The organism is Arenimonas malthae CC-JY-1 (assembly GCF_000747075.1).
GTDB classification, from domain to species: Bacteria; Pseudomonadota; Gammaproteobacteria; order Xanthomonadales; family Xanthomonadaceae; genus Arenimonas; species Arenimonas malthae.
Genome location: NZ_AVCH01000191.1, coordinates 1 through 20,296 on the forward strand (window position 1 = coordinate 1; position 20,296 = coordinate 20,296).

The 20,296-nt window shown below is 71.0% G+C and carries 18 protein-coding genes and 1 pseudogene; 15 read left to right on the forward strand and 4 right to left on the reverse strand.

Translation table 11 applies throughout. The features are described 5' to 3' along the window. Positions 1-128 precede the first annotated feature (128 nt). Positions 129-1,067: a carbohydrate kinase family protein gene (locus tag N790_RS12410; RefSeq protein ID WP_043804618.1), complete on the reverse strand. Its 939-nt coding sequence runs from the start codon at positions 1,065-1,067 to the stop codon at positions 129-131. A gap of 170 nt (positions 1,068-1,237) precedes the next feature. Between N790_RS12410 and N790_RS12415 the strand changes: the two genes are divergently transcribed. From N790_RS12415 to yedA, 15 genes and pseudogenes are all read left to right on the forward strand, one after another. Next, positions 1,238-2,275, forward strand: a complete 1,038-nt coding sequence (locus tag N790_RS12415; RefSeq protein ID WP_043804620.1) for a rod shape-determining protein — start codon at positions 1,238-1,240, stop codon at positions 2,273-2,275. A gap of 37 nt (positions 2,276-2,312) precedes the next feature. After that, positions 2,313-3,278, forward strand: coding sequence for a rod shape-determining protein MreC (gene mreC / locus N790_RS12420; RefSeq protein ID WP_052385925.1), 966 nt, complete (start codon positions 2,313-2,315; stop codon positions 3,276-3,278). Continuing rightward, complete coding sequence (gene mreD, locus N790_RS12425) at positions 3,275-3,763, forward strand: rod shape-determining protein MreD (RefSeq protein ID WP_043804621.1); 489 nt, start codon at positions 3,275-3,277, stop codon at positions 3,761-3,763. Before mreC ends, mreD begins: the two co-directional genes overlap by 4 nt. A gap of 4 nt (positions 3,764-3,767) precedes the next feature. After that, positions 3,768-5,630 (forward strand): penicillin-binding protein 2, encoded by a 1,863-nt coding sequence (mrdA, locus tag N790_RS12430; protein WP_052385926.1) that lies wholly within the window; start codon positions 3,768-3,770, stop codon positions 5,628-5,630. Next, entirely contained in the window at positions 5,627-6,736 is a 1,110-nt protein-coding gene (gene rodA / locus N790_RS12435; RefSeq protein WP_043804622.1) for a rod shape-determining protein RodA, read from the forward strand. The genes mrdA and rodA overlap by 4 nt, the downstream gene beginning before the upstream one ends. A gap of 28 nt (positions 6,737-6,764) precedes the next feature. After that, a pseudogene (gene mltB / locus N790_RS12440) lies at positions 6,765-7,836 on the forward strand (lytic murein transglycosylase B). Next, complete coding sequence (locus tag N790_RS16785) at positions 7,833-8,825, forward strand: septal ring lytic transglycosylase RlpA family protein (protein ID WP_043804624.1); 993 nt, start codon at positions 7,833-7,835, stop codon at positions 8,823-8,825. The pseudogene mltB and the gene N790_RS16785 overlap by 4 nt, the downstream one beginning before the upstream one ends. 65 nt (positions 8,826-8,890) lie before the next feature. Next, the gene (locus N790_RS12450; protein WP_043804625.1) at positions 8,891-10,120 is read left to right on the forward strand and encodes a D-alanyl-D-alanine carboxypeptidase family protein; all 1,230 of its coding nucleotides are present in this window, start codon (positions 8,891-8,893) and stop codon (positions 10,118-10,120) included. A 50-nt stretch (positions 10,121-10,170) separates the two neighbouring features. Next, positions 10,171-11,292, forward strand: a complete 1,122-nt coding sequence (locus tag N790_RS12455) for a GGDEF domain-containing protein (RefSeq protein WP_043804626.1) — start codon at positions 10,171-10,173, stop codon at positions 11,290-11,292. Between the two features lie 49 nt (positions 11,293-11,341). Next, a complete protein-coding gene (locus N790_RS12460; protein ID WP_043804628.1) occupies positions 11,342-11,620 on the forward strand; it encodes a DUF493 family protein in 279 nt (92 codons plus the stop codon). Further along, on the forward strand, positions 11,608-12,309 hold the full coding sequence (lipB, locus tag N790_RS12465; RefSeq protein WP_043804630.1) for a lipoyl(octanoyl) transferase LipB: 702 nt from the start codon (positions 11,608-11,610) through the stop codon (positions 12,307-12,309). Before N790_RS12460 ends, lipB begins: the two co-directional genes overlap by 13 nt. Positions 12,310-12,320: 11 nt before the next feature. Continuing rightward, complete coding sequence (lipA, locus tag N790_RS12470; RefSeq protein WP_043804632.1) at positions 12,321-13,328, forward strand: lipoyl synthase; 1,008 nt, start codon at positions 12,321-12,323, stop codon at positions 13,326-13,328. A 107-nt stretch (positions 13,329-13,435) separates the two neighbouring features. Beyond that, on the forward strand, positions 13,436-15,601 hold the full coding sequence (locus N790_RS12475; RefSeq protein ID WP_043804634.1) for a carboxy terminal-processing peptidase: 2,166 nt from the start codon (positions 13,436-13,438) through the stop codon (positions 15,599-15,601). 56 nt (positions 15,602-15,657) lie between these two features. Beyond that, the gene (locus tag N790_RS12480) at positions 15,658-16,518 is read left to right on the forward strand and encodes a methylated-DNA--[protein]-cysteine S-methyltransferase (RefSeq protein WP_043804635.1); all 861 of its coding nucleotides are present in this window, start codon (positions 15,658-15,660) and stop codon (positions 16,516-16,518) included. Next, positions 16,515-17,402 carry a drug/metabolite exporter YedA gene (yedA, locus tag N790_RS12485; protein WP_043804637.1) on the forward strand — a complete coding sequence of 296 codons (888 nt, stop codon included), beginning with the start codon at positions 16,515-16,517 and terminating at the stop codon, positions 17,400-17,402. Before N790_RS12480 ends, yedA begins: the two co-directional genes overlap by 4 nt. Before the next feature lie 22 nt (positions 17,403-17,424). Here the strand turns inward: yedA and N790_RS12490 are convergent, their stop codons facing one another. From N790_RS12490 to N790_RS16495, 3 genes are all read right to left on the reverse strand, one after another. Continuing rightward, positions 17,425-19,572 (reverse strand): xanthine dehydrogenase family protein molybdopterin-binding subunit, encoded by a 2,148-nt coding sequence (locus N790_RS12490; protein ID WP_043804639.1) that lies wholly within the window; start codon positions 19,570-19,572, stop codon positions 17,425-17,427. A gap of 46 nt (positions 19,573-19,618) precedes the next feature. Continuing rightward, complete coding sequence (locus tag N790_RS12495; protein WP_043804640.1) at positions 19,619-20,074, reverse strand: (2Fe-2S)-binding protein; 456 nt, start codon at positions 20,072-20,074, stop codon at positions 19,619-19,621. Positions 20,075-20,110: 36 nt separating this feature from the next. Next, positions 20,111-20,296: glycosyltransferase family protein (locus tag N790_RS16495; protein ID WP_043804642.1), on the reverse strand; the 186-nt coding region annotated here is incomplete at its 5' end.

Below are 20,296 nucleotides of genomic sequence, written 5' to 3' on the forward strand. Positions count from 1 at the left end.
GTCATCGCCAGGGGCTTTTCCCCTAAAACCCCCGCCAATCGGCGGGGGTTTTTCTTTGCGCCGCGGAAACCAGGGCAACAAAAAGGCCGCCCGGTGGGCGGCCTCCTTGTTGCGCCAGGCGCCGGGCTTCAGCGCAGCGCGTAGCCGAACTGCTGGCGGAACTGCTCGGCGAATTCGTCGTAGTCGAAACGCTGGTTCTGCGGGCCCAGGTGCTCGATCTTCAGGGCGCCCATCAGCGAGGCGATGCGGCCGGTGGTGGCCATGTCCATTCCGTTCATCAGGCCGAAAATCAGGCCGGCACGGTACGCGTCGCCGCAGCCGGTCGGGTCGACCACGCGCATCGCGTTCGCGGCCGGGATATGCAGTTCGCCGCCCTGGGTGTGGACCTCGGAACCCTTCGGCCCCCGGGTGATGATGTAGGCCTTGACGCGTTCGGCGATGTCCTTCTCGCTCAGCCCCGTCTTCTCCTGAAGCAGGTTCGACTCGTAGTCGTTGACCGTCACATAGGTGGCCTGCTCGATCATGGTGGTCAGCTCCTTGCCGTTGAACAGCGGCATGGCCTGGCCGGGATCGAAGATGAAAGGGATGCCAAGTTCGGCGAACTCGCGGGAATTCTGCAGCATGGCCTCGTAGCCATCCGGGCCGACGATGCCGAAGCCCACGTCCTTCACGTCGCGCACGTGGTTCTCGTAGGAACGCATCATGGCGCCGGGGTGGAAGGCCGTGATCTGGTTGTCGTCCAGGTCGGTGGTGATGAAGGCCTGCGCCGTGTACAGGTCCTCGATTTCCTTGACGTGGTCGAGGCGGATCTCGCAGGCGTCGAAGTGCTCCCGGTAGGGACCGAAGTCCTGGCCGACGGTGGCCATGGGGATGGGGTTGCCGCCCAGCAGCTTGAGGTTGTAGGCGATGTTGCCCGCGCAGCCGCCGAACTCGCGGCGCATGCGCGGCACGAGGAAGGACACGTTCAGGATGTGGACCTTGTCCGGCAGGATGTGGTTCTTGAACTGGTCCTGGAACACCATGATGGTGTCGTAGGCCAGGGAACCGCAGATCAGGGCTGAAGGCATCGTCTCGACCTCGTGGGCTGGGGCGGTGGGACCACCCCCCGCAAAGGCGCACATGGTAGCGTGGCAAGGGCTGGAAGGCACGGAATAACGGGTTTTTTCCTTGCCGCCACGTAGGGTGGTTGTTACGCTAGCCCACCCCCGAAACCCCACTCTCCACGGGCCTCCCCCAGATGTTCAAGAAGCTCCGCGGGCTGTTTTCGAACGACCTCTCGATCGACCTCGGCACCGCCAACACCCTCATCTTCGTCCGTGGCCAGGGCATCGTGCTCAACGAGCCGTCCGTGGTCGCGGTGCGCCATGGACCCGGCGGCCGCGAGGTCGCCGCCGTCGGCGCCGAGGCCAAGCGCATGCTTGGCCGCACCCCGGGCAACATCACCACGCATCGCCCCATGAAGGACGGCGTCATCGCCGACTTCACGCACACCGAGGAAATGCTCAAGCAGTTCATCAAGAAGGCGCACACGTCGCGCTTCCTGCGCCCGAGCCCGCGCGTGCTGATCTGCGTTCCCTGCGGTTCGACCCAGGTCGAGCGACGCGCCATCAAGGAGTCGGCCGAAGAGGCCGGCGCCCGCGAGGTGTACCTGATCGAAGAGCCCATGGCCGCCGCGATCGGCGCCGGCATCCCGGTCGACGAGGCGCGCGGCTCGATGGTCATCGACATCGGCGGCGGTACGTCCGAAGTCGCGGTGATCTCGCTCAACGGCATCGTCTACTCGCAGTCGGTGCGCATCGGCGGCGACCGCTTCGACGACGCCATCATCAACTACGTGCGCCGCAACCACGGCACGCTCATCGGCGAAACCACTGCCGAGCGGATCAAGATCGAGATCGGCTGCGCGTTCCCGCAGGCCGTGGTCAAGGAGTTCGAAGTCTCCGGCCGCAACCTCGCCGAGGGCGTGCCGCGCATGATCGTCATCAACTCCAACGAGGTGCTCGAAGCCCTGCACGAGCCGCTCAGCGGCATCGTCAGCGCGGTCAAGCAGGCCCTCGAGCAGACCCCGCCGGAACTGTGCGCGGACGTGGCCGAGCGCGGCATCGTGCTCAGCGGCGGCGGCGCGCTCCTGCGCGACCTGGACAAGCTGATCTCCGAGGAAACCGGCCTGCACGTGCACGTCGCCGACGACCCGCTCACCTGCGTCGCCCGTGGCGGCGGCCGCGCGCTCGAGCTGATCGACATGCACGGCAACGAGTTCTTCTCGGCCGAGTGAGCCTGCATGCAGGCGCATTCCTCCTACGGATGACGCCGTGGCCTATCCCGGAACCGCGGCGCCCCGCCTGACCGAGGGCGCCGGCGGCACGCTCCCGCTGCTCGCCTACCTCGCGCTGGCCACCGTGCTGATGGTCGCCGACCAGCGCGGCGGTTTCGCCTCGCAGGCCCGCCAGCACCTTTCCGCGCTCGCCGAGCCGGTCTGGTGGCTGGCGTCGTCGCCAGGCCGGCTGGCCGAAGGCGCGCACGAGCTCGTCACCACCCGCTCGCGCCTGCTGGCCGACAACGAGCGCCTCACCCGCGAGCTGCAGGTCAATGCCAGCCGCCTGCATCGCCTGGCCGCGGTCGCCGAGGAAAACCAACGGCTGCGCGAACTGCTCGGCGGCACGCGCGGCTACCGCCTCGAGGCGAAGCTGGCCGGCATCATCGACGTGGACCTCGACCCTTCGCGCCAGCGCATCCTGCTCGACGCCGGCAGCGACGACGGCGTGCGCGTCGGCCAGGCCATGATCGATGCCGGCGGCGTGCTAGGGCAGGTCATCGAAGTCACGCCGCGACGCGCCACGGCGCTGCTGCTCACCGACCCCGAACACGCGGTGCCCGTGCAGGTCGCGCGTTCGGGACTTCGCACCATCGCCTTCGGTACCGGCCGCACCGACATGCTGCGCCTGCCCAACATCCCGCAGAGCGCGGACATCCGCGTCGGCGACCGCCTGGTCACCTCCGGCATCGGCGGACGTTTCCCGGCAGGTTTCCCGGTGGGCACCGTCGAACAGCTGCATCCCGACGACACCCGTCTGTTCGTCGTGGCGCAGGCTCGCCCGGCGGCCCGCCTCGACCGCGGCCTCGAAGTGCTGCTGGTGAACAACACCCTCGACGCCGTCGACGACGGCCCGCCGCTGCCGCCGCCACCGGCGGCCGAGGCGCCGGGCGAACCCCCTGCGGAAAATACCGCCGGTGCTGACCCGGCCACCGCGCCCGCCGGGCAGGGGCCCACGCCGTGAACCGCGCCCCCTCCGGCGGTCTTGTCTACGGCGGCCTGTTCGTCGGCCTGCTGCTGATGGTCGTGCCGCTGCCCGCCGGCATCGAGCTCGCGCGGCCCTACGTGCTGGCCATGGTGCTCTGCTACTGGCTGCTGGAAACGCCGGAGAAGGTCGGCCTAGGCACGGCCTTCCTCGCCGGGCTCGCGGCCGACCTCGTGTCGGGAACGCTGCTCGGCGAACAAGCGCTGCGCCTGGTGATCCTGGCCTTCCTGGTGCAGCGCTTCCGCGCCCGCCTGCGCTTCTTCCCGCTGTGGCAGCAGGCGCTGGCGGTATTCGCGCTGTTGCTCAACGACCGCCTGGTGGACCAGGCCATCCATGCCGCCGCCGGCGACGGCTGGCTGCCCTGGGCCACCTGGCTGGCGCCGTTCGTGGGCTTCGCGCTGTGGCCCTGGCTGTTCCTGCTGTTCGACGAGCTGCGCCTGCGCTCGCGCGACCGCGCCGGCTGACGCCATGCGCAACCTGCGCCGCACCAAGCTCAAGAACCTGCATGCCGAGGCGGAACAGTTCCGCCGTCGCGCCGTCGTCGGCTTCCTGGTCATCGCGCTGGCCATGCTCGGGCTGGCCGCCGGTTATTTCCGCCTGCAGGTGCTGCAGCACGAGGAATACCAGCTGCGTTCGGAAGCCAACCGCATCAAGCCGCGTCCCATCGTTCCGGCGCGTGGGCTCATCTACGACCGCAACGGCCGCCTGCTGGCCGACAACGTGCCCGCCTACCGGCTAGAGATCGTCGCCGAACAGGTGGGCGACCTCGAAGCCACGCTCGCCGGGCTGGCCGGGCTGGTCGAGATCGACGAGGAAGACCTGGCGCGCTTCCGCGAAACCCGGCGCGCCACCCGCAGCTTCCGCCCGGTGCCGCTGAAGCTGCGCCTGAGCGAGGGCGAACTGGCGCGCCTGGCGGTGAACCGGCACCGCTTCCCTGGCGTCGAAGTCGTTCCCTACCTGACGCGCCGCTATCCCTACGGCGACCTGTTCGCGCACGTGATCGGCTACGTCGGCCGGGTCGACGTGGCCGACCTCGAGGCCATGGGCGACAGCCGCAACGCCGCGCTCACCCACATCGGCAAGGCCGGCATCGAGCGCTACTACGAAGACCGCCTGCGCGGCGAGATCGGTTACGAGGAAGTCGAGACCAACGTCGAGGGCCGCGCGCTCGGCGTGCTGCGCAGGCACGACGCCAAGCCCGGCAACGACCTCACCCTGACGGTGGACGCGCGGCTGCAGCAAGCCATGGTGGACGCCTTCGAGGGCCAGCACGGCGCCGCCATCGCCATCGACCCGGCCAACGGCGAGATCCTGGGCATGGTCAGCCTGCCCAGCTACGACCCGAACCTGTTCATCAACGGCATCGGCCACAAGGACTGGCAGGCGCTGCAGGCGCCGGCGCGTCCCTTGTTCAACCGAAACGTGCTGGGCGGCGTGCCGCCGGGCTCCACCATCAAGCCGTTCATGGCGCTGGCGGCGCTGGAAGCCGGCATCCGCACGCCGGAGTACGAAACCCTGTCCACCGGCGAATTCTTCCTGCCCGGCCAGTCACGCGGCTACCGCGACTGGCGCCCGGGCGGCCACGGCCGGGTGAACCTGCGCGAATCGCTGGCGCAGTCGGTGAACTCCTATTACTTCGAGCTCGCCGTTGAAATGGGCGTGGACCGGCTGGACGAATACTTCGACCGGCTCGGCTTCGGCCACCCCACCGGCATTGACCTTGCCGGCGAAATCCCCGGCGTGCGCCCCTCGCGGGCCTGGAAGCGTCGCCAGCTCAACCAGAACTGGTTCCCCGGCGACACCGTCAACGCCGCCATCGGCCAGGGTTACTGGGTGACCACCCCGCTGCAGCTGGTCCAGGCCACGGGCCTGCTCGCCAACGGTGGCGTGCGGCACCGGCCGCACCTGCTCAAGGCCACCCAGGCCGGCTTCAACGCGCCGCTGGTGCCGGAACCGCAGCCGCCCGGCGTGTTGCTGGTGAAGGACCCCGCGCACCTGGCGGCGGTCAACGAGGGCATGGTGGCCGCCATGCACGGCCCCACCGGCTCCGGCCGTTCGGCGGCGCTGGGTTCGACCTACCAGATGGCCGGCAAAACCGGCACGGTGCAGCGCGTCAGCCGGCGCGGCACCGAGCGCATGGATCCGAACCAGTTGCCCTACCACCTGCGCCACCAGGCCTGGTTCATTGGCTTCGCCCCGGCGGAAGCACCGACGGTGGCGGTGGTGGTGCTGGTCGAACACGGCGGCTCGGGCGCACGCGCCGCGGCGCCGATCGGTCGCCGCATCCTCGACGCCTGGCTGCTGCCGCCCCCCGAGGACACGCCCCGATGATGGCCCTGCTGCGCTGGCTGCGCGAACTGGCCATGCGCCTGTTCGACAAGGTGGACCTGCCGTTGCTGCTGGCGCTGCTGGCGGTGATGCTGATCAGCCTCGTGGTCCTTGCCAGCGCGTCGGGTGAAAACGCCCGGCTGGTGATGTCCCAGGGCGCGCGCTTCGGCATCGGCCTGGGCGCCATGGTGCTGCTCTCGCGGGTCACGCCCGGCAAGCTGCGGCTGTGGACGCCGGCGGCCTACGCGGCCAGCCTGGTGCTGCTGGGCCTGGTGTTCGTGTTCGGTTCGGGCCGCAGCGCCAACCTGTGGCTGAACCTGGGCGTGTTCTACCTGCAGCCCGGCGAACTGCTCAAGCTCTCGGTGCCGATGATGCTGGCGTGGTACCTGCACTCGGTGCCGCTGCCGCCGCGCTGGGGCACGCTCGCGGTGGGCGCGGGCATCATCGGCCTGCCGGTGGGCATGATCATCCTGCAACCCGACCTGGGCACCGGCATGCTGGTGGCGGCCTCGGGCGTGTTCGCGCTGTTCCTGGCCGGCATCGCCTGGTGGCGCATCGGCCTGTTCGCGGGGCTGGGCCTGGCCTCGCTGCCGGTCGGCTGGCATTTCCTGATGCCCTACCAGCGCGACCGCATCCTCACCTTCCTCGACCCCGAGTCGGACCCGCTGGGCGCCGGCTGGAACATCATCCAGTCCAAGATCGCCATCGGCTCCGGCGGTTTTTCCGGCAAGGGCTGGGGGCAGGGCAGCCAGTCGCACCTGGACTTCCTGCCCGAGCACACCACCGACTTCATCTTCTCTGTGCTGAGCGAGGAGTGGGGCTGGCTGGGCGTGGTCACGCTGCTGGCCCTGTACCTGTTCATCGTCGGCCGCTGCCTGTGGATCGCCACCCAGGCCCGCGACGGTTACGCGCGGCTGCTCGCCGGCACCGTGGCCATGACCTTCTCGGTGTACGTGCTGGTGAACGGCGGCATGGTGGCGGGCCTGCTGCCGGTGGTCGGCGTGCCCATGCCCCTGCTCAGCTTCGGCGGCACCTCGGCGGTGTCGCTGCTGGTCGGATTCGGCATGGTGATGTCGGTGCACGCGCACCGGAAATTCATGGCCTCCTGAGCGGGCGCCCGCGCCGGGCCGTGGTAAATTGCCTGCAAATCCCGACGGTTGTGTCCATGCGCCGAAACCCGCTTCGCCTCTTCCCCCTGCTGCTGGCCCTGGTGGCCGCCGCGCCCGTCGCCACCGCCCAATCCGGTCCCGCGCCCGACCCGGCTCTGCGTGCCGCCTTCGTCGCCGAGGCCGCGTCGAAGTACGGCCTGGAGGCGTCCGAGGTCGAGGCCTGGCTGGCGAAGTCGAACCACCGGCAGAGCATCGTCGCGGCGATGTCGCGGCCAGCCGAGAAGGTCAAGCCCTGGCGCGAATACCGCCCCATCTTCATCAGCGACCGCCGCATCGCCGACGGCCAGGCCTTCCTGGCGCGCCACCGCGACGAGCTGGCGAAGGTCGAGGCCGCCACCGGCGTGCCGGCCGAAATGATCGTCGCCATCATCGGCGTCGAGACCAGCTACGGCGGCAACACCGGCAGCTACGCGGTGCTCGATGCGCTCTACACGCTCGGCTTCTTCTACCCGGTGAGCGGCGACCCCGCGCAGCTCGAGCGCGAAGCCGCGCGCGGCCGCTTCTTCCGCGACGAGCTCATGCAGGTGATGCTGCTGGCCAAGGAAGAGCAGCTCGACCTCGCCGCGCTCAAGGGCAGCTACGCCGGTGCTATGGGCTACGGCCAGTTCATGCCGTCGAGCTACCGCGCCTACGCCCGCGACGGCAACGGCGACGGTCGCCGCGACCTGTTCGGCGCGCTGCCCGACGTGTTCGCCTCGATCGCCAACTACTTCGTCGCGCACGGCTGGCAGCGCGACGAACCCGTGGTGGCGCTCGCCCAGGCCGAAGAAGGCGCGGCGCCCTTCGTGCCCGACACGCTGGAAGCGAAGTACAGCCTGGCCGAACTGGGCGAGAAGGGTTACCGCCCGGCGCTGGCCCAGGGCCACGACCTCAAGGCCACACTGGTGACCTTCGACGGCAGCGCCGGCACCGAACACTGGCTGGGCTTCCGCAACTTCTACGCCATCACCCGCTACAACCGCTCGCCCATGTACGCCATGGCCGTGTACCAGCTCTCGCGCGAAATCGCCGCCGGGGCGGAGGCCGCCGCCGCGCCATGAGCCGCGCGCTCGCCCTGCTTGCCCTGGCCCTGCTCGCCGGTTGCGCCGGCAAGCCGGTGAAGCCGCCGGCGCCGGAGGCGCGCGAAGGCGTGTCGCACCGTGCCGTGGCCAAGCCGCGCGCCGACGGCGACCCGGCCGCCACCGTGGCCGCCACCCAGGCCGCCTGCCTGCAGGTGCGCGAGCACCGCGACGAGGACTACACGCCCGGCGGCCTCTACGCCCCCGGCGTGTCCGACAGCGCGCCGGAACACGCGCTCGACCTCACCGGCCTGGTCGAACCCACCCCGCGCCGCGAGCCGCCGGCCGCGTATGGCAACCGCTCGCCCTACACGGTGCTGGGCAAGAGCTACCGCGTGATGCCCAGCGCCGAGGGTTACGTCGAGCGTGGCGTCGCCTCCTGGTACGGCCAGAAGTTCCATGGCCGCCAGACCTCGAGCCGCGAAATCTACGACATGTGCAGCTTCAGCGCCGCGCACAAGACCCTGCCGCTGCCCAGCTACGTGCGCGTCACCCACCTCGACAGCGGCGAGAGCGTGGTGGTTCGCGTGAACGACCGCGGCCCCTTCCACTCGGGCCGCATCATCGACCTCAGCTACGCCGCCGCGGTGAAGCTCGGCCTCGACCGCACCGGCACGGCGCGGGTCGAAGTGCGCGCGCTCACGCCGGACGGCGATGACGCCGGCCCGGTGCTGGGCGCGGGCAGCGCGCCGGTTCCGCCGCCGCGCGCGCCGGCCCCGGCTCCGCTGGCGGCGGGCGATGGCCGCCACGTGGTGCAGGTCGGTGCCTACCGCGAACGCGACAACGCCCGCCGCATCGCCCGCCAGCTCGAGGACGCCGGCATCGACGGCGTCGAAGTCGAGGACGCGCGCGTGAACGGCGACAAGGTCTGGCGCGTGCGCGTCGGCCCGCTGGCCGCCGAAGCCGCCGCCGCAGTGATCGATCGCATCCGCGGACTGGGCCTGCCCAGCCCGCGGGTATTCAGTGAATAAGGGCTAGCATGCCCCTACGTTTCCGGCGGGCCGCGCGCCCGCCCATGATTTGGAGTCTCCCCCGGATGTCTGCTTCCCGCTTCCTTTCCTTCGCGCTGGCCGCCTTCGTGGCCGGCGCCGCCTTCGCCCAGACCCCGGTGCCGCAGCCCGTGCCTTCGCCGGCCCCCGCCGCGAGCGCCCCGGCGCCGACGCCGCCGGCCCCGGTGCCGCAGGGCGCCAAGGCCTGGATCCTGATGGACCACGTCAGCGGCCAGGTGCTGGCCGGCGAGAACATCGACCAGCCGCTCGAGCCCGCCAGCATCACCAAGGTCATGACCTCCTACGTGGTCGCCGCCGAAATGGCCGCCGGCCGCATCAAGGCCGACGACATGGTGCGCATCAGCGAAAACGCCTGGCGCTCCGGCGGCGCCGGCACCGACGGCAGCTACAGCGCGCTGGCGGTGAACTCGCAGGTCAAGCTCGACGACGTGCTGCACGGCCTGGTCATCCAGTCCGGCAACGACGCCGCCATCGCGCTGGCCGAACACGTCGGCGGCAGCGAGGCCGCCTTCGTCGACATGATGAACAGCTACGCCGCCAAGCTCGGCATGGCCAACTCGCGCTTCGAGAACGCGCACGGCCTGTCGGCCCCCGGCCACGTGATGACCGCGCGCGACATCGCCCTGCTCTCGCGCGCGCTGATCTCGCAGTTCCCCGAGCACTACGCGCTCTACAAGATCAAGGAGTTCAGCTACGGCGGCATCCAGCAGTGGAACCGCAACGGGCTGCTGTGGAAGGACGCCAGCGTGGACGGCCTCAAGACCGGTCACACCTCGGCGGCCGGCTACTGCCTGGCCGCTTCGGCCATGCGCGGCGACCAGCGCCTGATTTCGGTGGTGCTGGGCATCGACACCCCCAGCCGCAACGAAGGCTTCCGCCTGCGCGAAGAGGGCAACCTGGCGCTGCTGAACTGGGGCTTCCGCTTCTTCGAAACCCACAGCGTGTACGCCGCCGGCACCAAGGTGGCCGACCAGAAGGTGTGGCGCGGCGAAGCCGACAGCGTCGAACTGGGCGTGGCCGAGCCGCTGCTCGTCACCCTGCCGCGCGGCCGCTACGCCGAGCTCAAGCCCACCATGGACGTGCCCAGGCAGCTGAGCGCGCCCATCGCCAAGGGCCAGGTCATCGGCACCGTCCGCCTGAGCCTCGACGACAAGGTCGTGGCCGAGCGTCCGCTGGTGGCGCTGCAGGACGTCGCCGAGGGCGGCTTCTTCAAGCGCATGAGCGACGACTTCTGGCTCTGGTGGGAAAGCGAATAAACACCCGCTAGTCTTGGTCCCGGACCGGTGACTTCAGGGGAGTGGACCGGATGAGGGACGAAGGCCAGGACGACGGCACCCCGCGCCTGGCGCGGGAGGTGGCCGACACTGCCCAGCGGGTCGTCACCGGCGGCATCTTCTACCTGCTGGGCTGGGTGGTGGTGTCGGTGTCGGCCGGCCTACCCTCGAAGCATCCGGGCACCACCGCGTTGGTGGCGCTGGCCTTCATGGCGCTGGCGCTGATGCGGATCTGGCCACGACCGCCAGCGGCGGGCGCGACGCGCCGGAGGCTGCAGGCCTGGCTGGACCGCGAATGGGGCGTGGTGCTCGCCACCGCCGCGCTCTGGGGCGCGGTGCTGGCCTGGGCGCTGGTCGATCCGCATTTCGCGCCCGGCCGCAGCGCGGCCCTGCTGTGCACCATCGCCTTCGCGACGGCGTTCGCGCACAACTACTGCCTGCGGCGCGAACGCGCCCTGCTGGGCGTGGCGCTGATCTACCTGCCGGCGCCGTTCCTGCTGCCGTATACCGACGAAGGTCTGGCGGTGTCGGTGACGGTGGGCGCGTATTCGGTGTACCTGGCGATCGTCCTGCTGCGCAGCTACCGCGAATACCAGCAGCAGCTCGACCTCTACGACGCCCTGCGGCACCAGCGCGACCAGTACGAGCGCCTGAGCCGCATCGACCCGCTGACCGGCCTGGCCAACCGCCGCTTCTTCGGCGGCGCGCTCGAGCACCTGGTCGGCGAATCGCGGCGGCACGGCTGGCCGCTGTCGATGCTGGTCATGGACCTGGACCACTTCAAGCGCGTCAACGACGAACTCGGGCACGACGCCGGCGACGCCTGCCTGGCGCGTTTCGCCGACCGCATGCGCGAGGTGTTCACGGCGCCCGGCGCGCACCTGGCGCGGCTGGGCGGCGAGGAGTTCGGCGTGCTGCTGCCGGGGCTGGATGCCGGCGCCGGCGCGGCGATGGCCGAGGCCATGCGTGCCAGCCTGGTCCGCGACCCGCTTCAGTTGCGCGAAGGGCCGCTGCCCCTGACGGTGAGCATCGGCGTGGCCGGCTTCGACCCGGGCGACGGCCAGGACGGCAGCGAACTCTACCGGGCCGCCGACCGGGCGATGTACCGGGCCAAGGGCGACGGCCGCAACCGCGTGCGCGTGGACGGCGCCTGAGCCCGGCGCGGGCTTGGGACAGGGGGCCGGCGCCCCCATAATGGGCGGCATGAGCATCCGTTCCGACAACCCCGAGCACGGCTTCCAGTTCCCGGGCATCTTCGAGATCAGCGCCATGGGTTCGGCCGAGGCCGACCTGCACCTGGTGGTGCCCATGGTGCTCGAAGCCCTGGGCCTGACCGTGTACCGCGAGCGCCTGGCCATCAAGCCCTCGGCCAAGGGCAACTACGTCTCGGTGACCCTGGTGTTCGAGGCGCACAGCCGCGAGGACTACGACGCCGCCCACGGCGCCCTGCGCGAGCACCCGGCGGTGAAGTGGACGCTCTAGCCCCGGCCTGCGGCGCCCCGGCGGCCGACACTCCGGTCGTGCGCGAATGGCGGGTGCGCGAACTGGGCCGCCAGCCCTACGAGCCGGTCTGGCGCGCCATGCAGCGGCTGACCGATGCCCGCGGCCCCGATACCCCCGACGAGCTCTGGCTGGTCGAGCACGACCCGGTGTTCACCCTCGGCCAGGCCGGCAAGCCCGAACACGTGCTGGCCCCGGGCGACATCCCCGTGCTGAACGTGGACCGCGGCGGCCAGGTCACCTACCACGGCCCCGGCCAGCTGGTGGCCTACCCGCTGGTGGACCTGCGCCGGCTGGGCCTGGGCGTGCGCGAGCTGGTCTGCCGCATCGAGGGCGCCGTGATCGACGTTCTGGCCCGCTACGGCATCGCCGGCGAACGCAAGGAAGGCGCGCCCGGCATCTACGTCGGCGGCGCCAAGGTCATGGCCCTGGGCCTGCGCGTGCGCAAGGGCTGCAGCTTCCACGGCCTGGCCTTCAACATCGCCATGGACCTCGAGCCGTTCCAGCGCATCAACCCCTGTGGTTACCAGGGGTTGGAAGTGACCTCGGTGCTAGAATTGGGCGGTCCCGGCGACTTCGCCACGATCACGCCCGTGCTGGTCGAAGCCCTGTCCCGGCGCCTCGGCCTGGCCCCCACCGGCGCCCCGCCGCCGGACCTCACCCCCGCCTGATTCGACCCGCCATGTCCGATTCCGCCAGCAAGTCCATTCCCCTGCAGGTGCTGGGTTCGCCCCTGGTCGAAGGCCAGAAGCAGCTGGGTGGCGACAAGATCGGCAAAAGCCCGGTCAAGTTCGACGAAAACGCCCCGGTCCTGCGCAAGCCCAGCTGGATCCGCGTGCGCATCCCGTCCGGCAACGCCGTGCAGAAGCTCAAGAGCAAGCTGCGCGAGAACCGCCTGGTGACGGTCTGCGAGGAAGCCAGCTGCCCGAACATCCACGAGTGCTTCAGCCACGGCACCGCCACCTTCATGATCCTGGGCGAGGTCTGCACCCGCCGCTGCAGCTTCTGCGACGTCGCCCACGGCCGGCCCAAGCCGCCCGACGCCAGCGAGCCGGCCAACCTGGCCCGCACCATCGCCGACATGGGCCTGCGCTACGTGGTGATCACCTCGGTCGACCGCGACGACCTTCGCGACGGCGGCGCCCAGCACTTCGTCGACTGCATCCGCGAGGCGCGCGCCCTCTCGCCCAAGCTCAAGATCGAGATCCTCACGCCCGATTTCCGCGGCAAGGGCCGCATGGACCGTGCGCTGGAGATCCTGGCCACGAACCCGCCGGACGTGTTCAACCACAACCTGGAAACGGTGCCGCACCTCTACCCGAACGTGCGCCCGGGCGCCGATTACCAGTGGTCGCTGGAGCTGCTCAAGCGCTTCAAGGCCCAGCACCCGGACGTGCCCACCAAGTCCGGCATCATGCTGGGCCTGGGCGAAACCATGGAGCAGGTGCTCGAAACCCTGCGCGACCTGCGCGCCCACGACGTGGACATGGTCACCATCGGCCAGTACCTGCAGCCCACGCCGCACCACCACCCGGTGATGCGCTACTGGACGCCGGAGGAATTCAAGCAGCTGGAAGTCGCCGGCCAGGCCCTGGGCTTCACGCACGTGGCCTCCGGGCCGATGGTGCGCTCGTCCTACCACGCCGACCGAATGGCGGCTGAAGCCGGTTTCGTCGCCGACTTCGCCTGAACATCCCGGGGGCTATGCTCGGGCTGCAAGGTGTTGCTATCACTATCGGCACAGGCTCCGGACCGACCCCGGGGCGCAAGCTGGGCCCCTGAAGAACGGACCTGACCATGCTCAAGCACAAGCTGATCGCCCTTTCCGCCGCGCTGCCGCTGGCCATGGCCATGGCCGCCAGCTCCAGCGCGCCCGCGCCCGGCGCCTCGGCTTACCTCGAGCCCACGGTCGAACAGGCCGCGGCCGCGCGCCTGGTCTACGGCATCCTGTCCGACAGCCGCTACGTCTATCGCGCCAAGCCGCTCGACGACACCCTGTCGGCCGAGATCCACCGCCGCTACCTGGAATCGCTCGACGGCCAGAAGCTGTTCTTCACCCAGGCCGACATCAACCGCTTCGACGCCTACCGCCTGCGCCACGACGACGCCATCAAGTCGCAGCAGTTCCAGCCGGCCTTCGACGTGTTCGCCACCTACCAGCGCCGCGTCGCCGACCGCGTCGCCTACGCGCGCTCGCTGCTGGCCAAGCCCTTCGACTTCAGCACCGACGAGACCTGGCTCTACGACCGCGAGGACGCCACCTGGGCGGCCAGCACCGCCGAGCTCGACGACGCCTGGCGCAAGTACGTCAAGAACGACGCGCTGCGCCTCAAGCTCGCCGGCCGCAGCCAGGAAGACATCCGCAAGACGCTCGACAAGCGCTACGCCGGCCTCGCCGAGCGCGTGGGCGAACTGCGCGGCGACGACGTGTTCGAGACCTTCATGAACGCGTACGCCAGCTCGATCGACCCGCACACCAGCTACATGTCGCCGCGCAGCGCCGAGAACTTCAACATGCAGATGCGCCTCTCGCTCGAGGGCATCGGCGCGGTGCTGCAGCGCCAGGAGGAGTTCGTGGTCCTGCGCACCATCGTGCCCGGCGGCCCGGCGTCCAACAGCGGCAAGCTCAAGGTCGGCGACCGCGTGGTCGCGGTGGGCCAGGGCACCAGCGGCCCGATGACCGACGTGGTGGGCTGGCGCATCGACGACACCGTGGCGCTGATCCGCGGCAAGAAGGGCACCCAGGTGCGCCTGGACGTGCTGCCGGCCGACGCCGGCGTCGATTCCAAGCCGCAGCGCGTGGTGATCACCCGCGACAAGGTCAAGCTCGAGCAGCAGGCCGCGCAGAAGCGCATCGTCGAAGTCGGCGACCGCCGCATCGGCGTGGTCGAACTGCCCACGTTCTACCTCGATTTCGAAGCCCGCCGCCGCGGCGACAAGGACGCGCGCTCGGCCACCGCCGACGTCGCCAAGCTGCTGCGCGAACTGCGCGCCGAGCAGGTGGACGGCGTGGTGGTGGACCTGCGCGACAACGGCGGCGGCTCGCTGCTCGAGGCGGTGGAACTGACCGGCCTGTTCATCGACGCCGGCCCGGTGGTGCAGGTGCGCGAGACCGGCGGCCGCGTCAGCGTCGAGGCCGACGACGAAACCGGCGTGGCCTGGGACGGGCCGCTGGCCGTGCTGGTCAACCGCGCTTCGGCTTCGGCCTCGGAAATCTTCGCCGCCGCCATCCAGGACTACGGCCGCGGCCTGATCATCGGCGAGCCCACCTTCGGCAAGGGCACGGTGCAGAGCCTGATCGACCTCGATCGCTTCCCGCGTAAGGACGACGTGAAGTTCGGCCAGGTCAAGCTCACCGTCGCGCAGTTCTTCCGCGTCGACGGCGGCACCACCCAGCACGCCGGCGTGGTGCCCGACCTGCAGTTCCCGGTCACCCTCGACGCCAGCGACTACGGCGAGAGCACCTACGACAATGCCCTGCCGGCCAGCCGCATCGCCCAGGCGCCGCACGGCAACCTCGGCAACTTCGCCGCGCTGGCGCCGCAGCTGGTGGCCAACCACGAGGCCCGCGTCGCCAAGGACCGCGAGTTCAGGTGGTGGGCCGAAGACGTCGCCCGCTTCCGCGCCGAGCGCGACAAGAAGAGCATCTCGCTCAACGAATCCGTGCGCCGCGCCGAGCGCGACCGCCTCGAGGCCGAGCGCAAGCAGCGCCAGGCCGAACGCGTGGCCGCCGGCCTGGCCAAGGAGGAGGTGGCGCGCGTGGTGGACGACGGCCTGAGCTACAACGAGCGCAGCGTGGCCGAACAGGCCGCCGAGGAAGAAGCCGCCAAGAACGGCCCGGACCCGCTGCTGCGCGAGTCCGCCGCCATCCTGGCCGACGCGCTGGACCTGCTCACGGCCAACCGCCAGCTCACCGCCCAGGTGCTGCCGGTGACCCGCCAGGCCACCGTCTGGGCCGAATGAGCCCCGGCGCAAGAAGCGGATAGCCGGCCCCCCGGGCGCCGGCTAGTCTGGCCCGCATGGACACCGCGCACCCGCCGATCGACCCCCGCCTCGAGCAGGCCCGCCGCCTGCTCGACAAAGAAGACCTCGGCCTCGCCGAGCTCGCCGAGGCCGTCGGCCTCAGCGCCACCCACCTGCAGCGGCGCTTCCGCCAGCAGTTCGGGCTCAGCCCCGCCGAATATCGCGCCCAGCGCCGCCTCTCCGGCCTCAAGGCCGGCCTGCGCGCCGGCCATGACGTGACCCGCGCGCTCTACGACGCCGGCTACGGTTCGCCCAGCCGCGTCTACGAACACGGTGCCGCGCGCCTGGGCATGGCGCCGCAGGCCTACCGCCGCGGCGGCGAGGGCCTGGAGCTGCGCTGGTCGCTGGTGCCCACCGCCCTGGGCCAGGCCCTGGTGGCGGTGACCGAACGCGGCGTCTGCGCCGTGCTGCTGGGCGAGGACGCCGGCGCGCTGGAAGCCGACCTGCGCGCCGAATTCCCGCGCGCCACCCTGCAGCGCGTCGATGCCGGCCGCGACGAGTTCCTGGCCCCGCGCGTGCGCGCCGTCGCCGAGGCGCTGTCCGACCGCGCCGGCGCCGTGCCGGTGGAGCTGATCGGCACCGCCTTCCAGCAGCGCGTGTGGGAAGCGCTGATGCGCATCCCGGCGGGCGAAACCCGCAGCTACGCCGAGCTCGCCGATTCGCTGGGCATGCCGCGCGGCGCCCGCGCCGTGGCGCGCGCCTGCGCCGGCAACCGCGTCGCCGTGCTGGTGCCTTGCCACCGCGTGATCCGCGGCGACGGCAGCCTCGGTGGATACCGCTGGGGCTTGCCGCGCAAGCAGGCCCTGCTCGATTCGGAACGACGCGGCCACGACGCCGCCGGGAAACGCAGCGCATGAGTTCCACGCCAACCCCGCCCCCGTCCGCGCTCGCGGTCGGGCTGGCGCTTGCTTCGGTCTACCTGGTATGGGGCTCCACCTACCTGGCCATCCGCGTCGGCCTGGAAGGCTACCCGCCTTTCCTGATGGGCAGCCTGCGTTTCCTCGCCGCCAGCCTGGCCTTCTACGCCTTCCTGCGTTGGCGCGGGCACGCGCCGCCGACCCGCGCGCAGTGGAAGAACGCGGCCTTCATGGGCCTGTTCATGATGCTGCTGGGCAACGGCCTGGTGAACTTCGCCGAGCAGACGGTGTCCTCGGGCCTGGCGGCGGTGGCGGTGGCGTCGATGCCGCTGTGGGCCGGGCTGTTCGGCGTGCTGCGCGGCCAGCACCCGAGCCGCGGCGAGTGGCTGGGCCTGGCCATCGGCTTCCTGGGCGTGGTGTGGCTGAACTTCGACGGCGAGATGCAGGCCAGCCTGGGCGGCATGCTGGCGCTGCTGGCGGCGCCGATCGCCTGGGCCTTTGGTTCGGTCTGGAGCCGCGGCCGCGACCTGCCGGCGCCCTTCATGAGCACGGCCGCGCAGATGCTCTGCGGCGGCGTCGCGATGGGCGTGCTGGGCCTGGCGCTGGGCGAGCGCATCACCGAAGTGCCGCCGCTGTCGGCGACGCTGGCGGTGGGCTACCTGGCCGCCTTCGGCTCCATCGTCGGCTTCAGCGCCTACGTCTGGCTGCTGCACCACGTGCGGCCGGCGCTGGCCACCAGCTACGCCTACGTCAACCCGCCGATCGCGGTGCTGCTGGGCGCGTTGCTCCTGCACGAACGCGTCGGCGCCGACGCCATCGGCGCCATGGCCGTGATCCTCGCCGGCGTGGTCATCATCACCCGCGCCAAGGCGCGGGCTTCCTAGCGGGACCGAGAAGCCAGCTTCATTAACCCACGCGCAAGGGCAGTTCGCGCAGGCGCTGGCCGGTGAGGGCGAACACGGCGTTGGCCACCGCCGGGGCGATCGGCGGGGTGCCGGGTTCGCCGACGCCGCCGGGGCGTTCGGTGCTGGGCACGATGTGGGTTTCCACCACCGGCATCTGGTCCAGGCGCAGCACGCGGTAGTCGTGGTAGTTCGACTCCTGCACGCGGCCGTCCTTGAAGCGGATGCGGCCGAACAGCGCCGCGCTCAGGCCGTAGACGATGCCCGATTCCATCTGCGCGGCGATCATCAGCGGGTTCACCGCCACGCCGCAGTCGATGGCGCAGACCACGCGATGCACGCGCACCGCGCCGCGCTCCACCGACACTTCCGCCACCTGCGCCACGAAGCTGCCGAAGGATTCGTGCACGGCGATGCCACGTGCGCGGCCTTCAGGCAGCTTCGAGCCCCAGCCGGCCTTTTCGGCGGCGAGGTTGAGCACGCCCAGGTGGCGCGGATGGTCCTTGAGCAGGCGGCGGCGGTAGGCCAGCGGGTCTTCGCCCGCCGCGGCGGCCAGTTCATCCACCAGGCTTTCCATCACGAAGGCGTTCTGGCTGTGGCCCACCGAACGCCACCACAGCACCGGGATGCCGGTGCGCGGCGAATGCAGCTCGACGCGGTGGTCGGGCGTGGCCTTGATGTAAGGCGAATCGGAGACGCCTTCCACCGACGAGCCGTCCACGCCGTCCTTGATCATGCCCTCGAAGGGCGTGCCGGCCATGATCGACTGGCCCACCAGCACCTGGTGCCAGGCGGTCGGCAGGCCGTCCTTGCCCAGCGCCACGCGCACGCGCTCGAGGAACATCGGGCGGTAAAAGCCGCCGCGGGTGTCGTCTTCGCGGGTCCAGACGGTTTTCACCGGCATGCCGGCGGCCTTGGCCACGTGCACGGCCTCGCCGACGAAGTCGCCGGCCGGGTTGGCGCGGCGGCCGAAGGCGCCGCCGAGGAAGGTGGTGTTCACCTTCACCTGCTCGGGCTTGAGGCCGGTGATGTTGGCGGCCAGTGCCTGGTCGCCGGTCTGGAACTGGGTGCCGGTCCAGATTTCGCAGCTGTCAGCGCCGATGCGAACGGTGCAGTTGAGCGGCTCCATCGCGGCGTGCGCGAGGTAGGGCACGAAATATTCGGCTTCGACGACCTTGCCGGCGCCCGCCAGCGCCTTGGCGGCGTCGCCGGCCGTGGCCGCCACCGCGCCCGGCGTGCCGGCCAGTTCGCCGAACTGCTTGCGCAGCGTGTCGCTGTCGAGGCCGGCGTTCGGGCCCAGGTCCCATTCCACCTGCAGCGCATCGCGGCCCTGCTTGGCGGCCCAGAAATGTTCGGCCACCACGGCCACGCCCGAAGGCACCTGCAGCACCTTGAGCACGCCGGGCACGGCCAGCGCCGCGCTGCCGTCGAAGGACTTCACCGTGGCGCCGAACACCGGCGCGCGCGCGACCACCGCGGTCTTGAGGCCCTCGAACTGCACGTCGATGCCGAACACCGCGCGGCCGGTCACCTTTTCCGGCGTGTCGAGGCGGCGGGTCGCCTTGCCGATCAGCTTCCAGTCCTTGGGCGCGCGCAGCGCGATTTCGCCCGGCGCCGGCAGCGCGCCGGCGGCCTCGGCGAGTTCGCCGTAGCTGGCGCTGCGGTCGCCGCAGACGACGCGGCCGTTTTCCGTGCGGCAATCCCCCGGCGCGACGCCGAAGCGCGCGGCCGCCGCCTGCACCAGCAGCGTGCGCGCGGTGGCGCCGGCCTGGCGGTAGCGGTCGAATTCCGACCAGGTGGTGGTGGAGCCGCCGGTCATCTGCGCGCCGAAGGCGGTGTGCGCATAGGCCGGCGCGGCCGGCGCGTGTTCGACGCTGATCTTCGACCAGTCGGCGTCGAGCTCTTCGTTGATCAGCATCGGCAGCGTGGTCCAGATGCCCTGGCCCATTTCCGAATGCGCGAGCAGCACGGTGACGCGGTCGTCGCTGCCGATGCGCAGGAAGGCATTGGGCACCAGCGGCGCGCCGGCGGGCGCCTGCGCGAAGGCGAGGCGCCGGCCACCCGGCACCACGAAGGCCACGACCAGGCCACCGCCCAGCAGGGCGCCGGCCTTGAGGAAGTTGCGGCGGGAAACAGTGCTTTCTTTGTTCACGGGAAGTCTCCGTCGAACGGGCGCGCCCGGGGGCGTCGCGCGCGGATCAGGCGTCGCCGAGCTCGGCGGCGCGGTGGATGGCGGCGCGGACGCGCGGATAGGTGCCGCAGCGGCAGAGGATGCCGGCCATGGCGTCGTCGATCTCGGCGTCGTTGGGGTTGTTCACCACGCGCAACAGGGCGGCGGCGGCCATGATCTGGCCCGACTGGCAGTAGCCGCACTGCACCACGTCGAGCTCGGCCCAGGCGCGCTGCACCGGGTGGCTGCCGTCGGCCGAGAGGCCCTCGATGGTGGTCACGGCACGGCCCGCCACCGATGACACCGGCAGCACGCAGGAGCGCGTGGGCTGGCCGTCGATGTGCACCGTGCAGGCGCCGCACTGGGCCAGGCCGCAGCCGTACTTGGTGCCGGTGAGGCCGATCAGGTCGCGCAGGACCCAGAGCAGCGGCATGTCGGGGGTGGCGTCGACGTCGTGTTCGACGCCGTTGACGGTCAGTTTCATGGGCGGCCCTCGCGGCGGCTGGGGAAGTCCCCGAGCCTACTCCCGGGGCGGGTTGCCACCAAGTGAAGCCGGGGTGAGCCAGGCCTGCCTTTGCGCCGGGGTGTCGAGATCCTGCGCCAGGGCGTCGGCGGGCACGGCGTGCACCTGCGCGGCGTGGCGGCGCAGCAGGTCGCGGGCGCCGCGGTCGTCGGCGCCGCTGGCCAGCACCGGGAACCAGGCGCG

Bases quoted from the DNA above. Each gene is read 5' to 3' on its own strand.
- N790_RS12410 (WP_043804618.1), bottom strand. From the start codon at position 1,067: ATGCCTTCAGCCCTGATCTGCGGTTCCCTGGCCTACGACACCATCATG.
- N790_RS12415 (WP_043804620.1), top strand. From the start codon at position 1,238: ATGTTCAAGAAGCTCCGCGGGCTGTTTTCGAACGACCTCTCGATCGAC.
- mrdA (WP_052385926.1), top strand. From the start codon at position 3,768: ATGCGCAACCTGCGCCGCACCAAGCTCAAGAACCTGCATGCCGAGGCG.
- rodA (WP_043804622.1), top strand. From the start codon at position 5,627: ATGATGGCCCTGCTGCGCTGGCTGCGCGAACTGGCCATGCGCCTGTTC.
- N790_RS16785 (WP_043804624.1), top strand. From the start codon at position 7,833: ATGAGCCGCGCGCTCGCCCTGCTTGCCCTGGCCCTGCTCGCCGGTTGC.
- N790_RS12450 (WP_043804625.1), top strand. From the start codon at position 8,891: ATGTCTGCTTCCCGCTTCCTTTCCTTCGCGCTGGCCGCCTTCGTGGCC.
- N790_RS12455 (WP_043804626.1), top strand. From the start codon at position 10,171: ATGAGGGACGAAGGCCAGGACGACGGCACCCCGCGCCTGGCGCGGGAG.
- N790_RS12460 (WP_043804628.1), top strand. From the start codon at position 11,342: ATGAGCATCCGTTCCGACAACCCCGAGCACGGCTTCCAGTTCCCGGGC.
- lipA (WP_043804632.1), top strand. From the start codon at position 12,321: ATGTCCGATTCCGCCAGCAAGTCCATTCCCCTGCAGGTGCTGGGTTCG.
- N790_RS12475 (WP_043804634.1), top strand. From the start codon at position 13,436: ATGCTCAAGCACAAGCTGATCGCCCTTTCCGCCGCGCTGCCGCTGGCC.
- N790_RS12480 (WP_043804635.1), top strand. From the start codon at position 15,658: ATGGACACCGCGCACCCGCCGATCGACCCCCGCCTCGAGCAGGCCCGC.
- yedA (WP_043804637.1), top strand. From the start codon at position 16,515: ATGAGTTCCACGCCAACCCCGCCCCCGTCCGCGCTCGCGGTCGGGCTG.
- N790_RS12495 (WP_043804640.1), bottom strand. From the start codon at position 20,074: ATGAAACTGACCGTCAACGGCGTCGAACACGACGTCGACGCCACCCCC.